The 3,917-nt window shown below is 70.2% G+C and carries 4 protein-coding genes and 1 pseudogene; all 5 read right to left on the bottom strand.

The features are described 5' to 3' along the window. Positions 1 to 821 (bottom strand): cytochrome c oxidase subunit II (gene coxB / locus ACE3O8_RS13145; RefSeq protein WP_374390451.1); only part of this gene is annotated, 821 nt, incomplete at its 3' end. A 247-nt stretch (positions 822 to 1,068) separates the two neighbouring features. Beyond that, positions 1,069 to 1,773 (bottom strand): class I SAM-dependent methyltransferase, encoded by a 705-nt coding sequence (locus ACE3O8_RS13140; RefSeq protein WP_374390449.1) that lies wholly within the window; start codon positions 1,771 to 1,773, stop codon positions 1,069 to 1,071. A gap of 166 nt (positions 1,774 to 1,939) precedes the next feature. Then, on the bottom strand, positions 1,940 to 2,809 hold the full coding sequence (locus ACE3O8_RS13135) for a DMT family transporter (RefSeq protein WP_374390448.1): 870 nt from the start codon (positions 2,807 to 2,809) through the stop codon (positions 1,940 to 1,942). Positions 2,810 to 3,134: 325 nt separating this feature from the next. After that, positions 3,135 to 3,551, bottom strand: coding sequence for an 8-oxo-dGTP diphosphatase MutT (gene mutT, locus ACE3O8_RS13130; protein WP_374390453.1), 417 nt, complete (start codon positions 3,549 to 3,551; stop codon positions 3,135 to 3,137). Positions 3,552 to 3,683: 132 nt separating this feature from the next. Continuing rightward, positions 3,684 to 3,914 (bottom strand): annotated as a pseudogene (locus ACE3O8_RS13125) (GNAT family N-acetyltransferase); the annotation flags it as partial. Positions 3,915 to 3,917 lie beyond the last annotated feature (3 nt).

The raw sequence follows: 3,917 nt of genomic DNA, 5'->3' as shown, positions 1-3,917 counted from the left end.
TCAGCCGGGGCGGCGGCGGTGGCCGGGGCGGCGGGCGCATCGGCACTGGCGAAGCGCGTACGCGCCTCGGCCACCCACTTGTCGAATTCCTCGCGGCTGACGGCGCGCACCGCAATCGGCATGAACCAGTGGTTCGTGCCGCAGATCTGGTTGCACTGGCCGTAGAAGACGCCTTCGTGATCCGCACGCATCCAGGTCTCGAGCGCCCGGCCCGGGATCGAATAACGCTGAACGCCGAGCGCCGGCACGAAGAAGGAGTGGATCACGTCGTAGCCCTGCGTCAGCACGCGCACATTCGCGCCGACCGGGATCACCAGCTCATTGTCCACGGCCAGGCGATACAGGTGGCGACGCTCGGGCGGGAGCTGGTCCTCCGGGACCGGGTAGCTGTCGAAGGAGAAGTTGCCGTGATCCGGATAGGTGTAGTGCCAATACCACTGGCGCCCCTGGACCGTGACGGTGATGTCGGCGTCGCGCGTCCGGTCCTCGTAGTAGATCAGGCGGAAGGACGGGATGGCGATGACCAGCAGGATGATGACCGGCACCGCGGTCCAGGCCACTTCCAGCAGCGTGTTGTGGCTCGTGGTGGACGGCGTGGGATTCACCGAGGAGCGGAAGCGCCACACGCAGATCGCGAGAAGGATCAGCACGAAGACCGTGATCACCGCGATGATGGCGAAGACCAGCGCATTGAAGTCGTGGATCGCTTCCTTGATCGGGCCGCCTGCCGGCTGCAAACCCATGCCCCAGGCCTGGGGCGCACCCACCATGCCTTCGGCCATGGCCGGCGCCGCCATCAGTGCGATCGCCAGACAGCCCATAGCCGCCCACAGGCGCTTCAAACCGCTTACCCGCATCACCTGTTTCCCCGTCGCGCCGAGGCGCGACCCCTAGACGTCCCGTTCCACGCCATCGCCCGGCCAGGCGTTGCGCGCGTCGCCGGTCCCAATTCCGGCAACGAGGCCAGACCATACCGGGGCCGCCACGCACAGCACAAGGGAGCACGCCTTGATATGACGCAAGTGGCGCGGGTCGTTCCGCCTTGCGTCACGCCGGCGGCAAAGCCGCCTAATTCGCCGCGAGCGCGGGGGCGAAGGCGGTCGGGTTGCGCATCTGGACCAGCGTAAAGATCCCGACCGGCGGGCAGGGCTGGATGAACTCCACCGCCGTCGTCTCGGGCACGAACAGGTCGCGCAGCGCGAAGTCCGGATGCCAGCCGAGTCGGCGTGACAGCGGCGCCATGGCGCGCTCGATCCACCAGCGCGGCCCGCCCTCGGCCGCGAAGTGATTCACGAACAGCAGATGCCCGCCCGGGCGCACCACGCGCGACATCTCGGCGAAGAGCCGCTTCGCATCCGGCACCACCGAGGCGGTGAACATCGCCACCGCGATGTCGAAGGAGCCGTCGGCGAAGGCCATCTCCTCGGCGTTCATCTCGACGAGGCCGCGCACATTGGGCAGCTTCTCGTCGGCGACGCGCTCGCGCGCCTTTTCGAGCATATCCCGCGAGAGGTCGATGCCGACCACCTGCAGGTCCCGCCGGTACAGCGGCAGAGCGAGCCCCGTGCCAACTCCAACCTCAAGCACCCGGGGGCCGGCCAAGCGGTTCACCGCGGCCACGGCGCGCCGCCGGCCGAAGCCGGACACACCGCCGAAGACGACGTCGTAAACGCCCGCCCAGCGGCGATAGGCCTCCCGAACGCTGTCGGCATCGAGCGCGGCGCGGGCATGCCCACGCTCCTCGGCCCCTTTGGCCAGTCCGATGTCCGCCATCGATTCCCTCACGCGCGTGCCCCGGATGCCGGGGCCGCAGCACCCCGGCTGGCCCCTCGGCCGCCGAAACCATGCAAGCGATGCGGGGCTTCGCTAGACCAGCGGCGCGGCGCGCGCAAGCACAGCCTGCAGGGCGCCCCCATCGCCCCAGCGCCGGGACGCCGGGTCAAGCCGCGCGCCGCCGGTCCGGCAACGCCACCAACACCCCGCCCAAGGCCACGATCGCCATGCCCAACAGCGTCAGCCCGTCCGGCACATCCCCGAAGACCAGCATCCCCGCCAGCACCGCCCAGATGATCTGGGTGTAGGACATGGGCGCGAGCAGACTCGCCGGCGCCCGGGCGAAGGCCATGACCAGCAGCCCATGCCCGAGTCCCCCCAGCACGCCGAGCAGCACCAGCGCCCCCCAGCCCTCCGGCGTCGGCCAGGTCCAGATGAAGGGCGTGGTCGCCGTCAGCACCACCGAGGCCGAGAGGCTGGTGTGGAAGATCGTCGTGCGCGGATCGTCCAGCCCGGCGAGCCGCCGCGTCAGGATCTGGTAGACGGCGAAGAAGGCCGCCGTGCCGAGCGGCAGCACCATGGCCCAGTGCATCGGCGCGCCCCCGAACAGGAAGGGCGGGCGCAGCAGCACCAGCACGCCGAACATCCCGATCGCGACCCCCGCCCAGCGGCGCCATCCCACGGCCTCCTTCAGCACAACCGCCGCCAGGATGATGGTGAAGAGCGGCGAGGCGAACCCGACCGCCGTGGCATCGGCAAGGGGGATGTGTACCAGCGCGGTGGTGAAGATGAAGTTGCAGCTCGCCAGCATCAGGCTGCGCAGCGTCTGCAGCCCCGGCGCACGCGAACGCCAGGGGAAGTGCCCGGTGACCACGCGCAACGCGATGGCGACGGTGACGAAGCCGAACAGGAAGCGCGCCCACATCACCTGCGTGACGGGGAAACCCGCCGCGAGCAGCTTGATGAGGGTGTCCATGCAGACGAAGGTCGCCAGCGCACAAAGCTGCAGCGCGACGCCCGCGAGACGGGATTGCATGGTCAGCGCGCCAGGCGGAGGGGGTATTGGCCCCGCCGGATCTCCTGAAGCGGGCCGCTGACATTGGAGGGGCTTTGCCCCTCCAAACCACCCCACCAAAGGCCGAAAGGCCTTTGGAAACCGTCACCTGGCGTTGGGCGCGGCGCGCATTCCGGCGCCCGCCCAAGGGCGCTTAGGGCACGAGAGCGGGTTCCGGCATTATCCGAGCCCGTGGCGCACAACGCCAAGTCGAGGTTTGCAAAGGCCTTTCGGCCTTTGCTGGGCTTGGCGGCATTGCCGCCAAGGTGAGGGAGGGGCAAAGCCCCTCTCCGATCGCCTCCCCGCCTCACAGGAAATCCCGCAGCAGCGCCACCAGCGGCCTGTCCGCCGGCGGCATCGCGTAGTCCGCGAGCCGCTGCGGCCTCACCCAGGCCAGGGCCTGTCCTTCCTGCGCCGTCACCTGCCCCTGCCACCGCCGGCACAAGTAGAGCGGCATCAGCAGGTGGAAGGCCTCGTAGCCATGGGAGGCGAAGGCGAAGGGCGCGAGGCAGGTCTCGGTCACGTCGATGCCGAGCTCTTCCTTCAGCTCCCGGATCAGCGCCTGTTCGGGCGTCTCCCCCGCATGGACCTTGCCACCGGGAAATTCCCACAACCCGGCGAGCGGCTTGCCTTCCGGCCGGCGGGCGAGCAGCACGCGGTTATCCGGGTCGATCAGCCCGACCGCCGCGACCAGCAGGATGCGCTTGCCGCTGCCCTCCGCCAGGGCAGGCGCTTCGGCAGCGACCGGCGGGGCGGGGCTGACATCGGCGCGCCCGGCCTCGAACAGCCGCACCGGCATGGCACCGCCGCGGGAGAGGAAATCCTGCGCCCCCGCCCCGGTCTCGCGGAAGCCGATGCGCATCAGCACGGCGGCGGAGCGGGCATTGTCGGTCAGCGCGCTCGCCGTGAGCCGGTCGATATCGAGATTGGCGAGCGCCCAGCGCGCAAGCCGCCCCGCCGCCTCGGGCGCGATCCCCTGGCCCCAGTGGCGCCGCCCGACCCAATAACCGAGCTCGGCCGACCGCGCCTCGCGATCGCGCGTCAGGCCGACGCAACCGACCAGCACGTCGTCTGCCCGTCGCGCGATGGC

It is taken from the genome of Sandaracinobacter sp., assembly GCF_041909755.1.
Lineage (GTDB): Bacteria > Pseudomonadota > Alphaproteobacteria > Sphingomonadales > Sphingomonadaceae > Sandaracinobacteroides.
This window is presented reverse-complemented; position numbering and strand designations above follow the sequence as displayed.

Excerpts from the sequence above, each read along its gene's own strand:
- ACE3O8_RS13140 (WP_374390449.1), bottom strand. The coding sequence starts at position 1,773 with ATGGCGGACATCGGACTGGCCAAAGGGGCCGAGGAGCGTGGGCATGCC.
- ACE3O8_RS13135 (WP_374390448.1), bottom strand. The coding sequence starts at position 2,809 with ATGCAATCCCGTCTCGCGGGCGTCGCGCTGCAGCTTTGTGCGCTGGCG.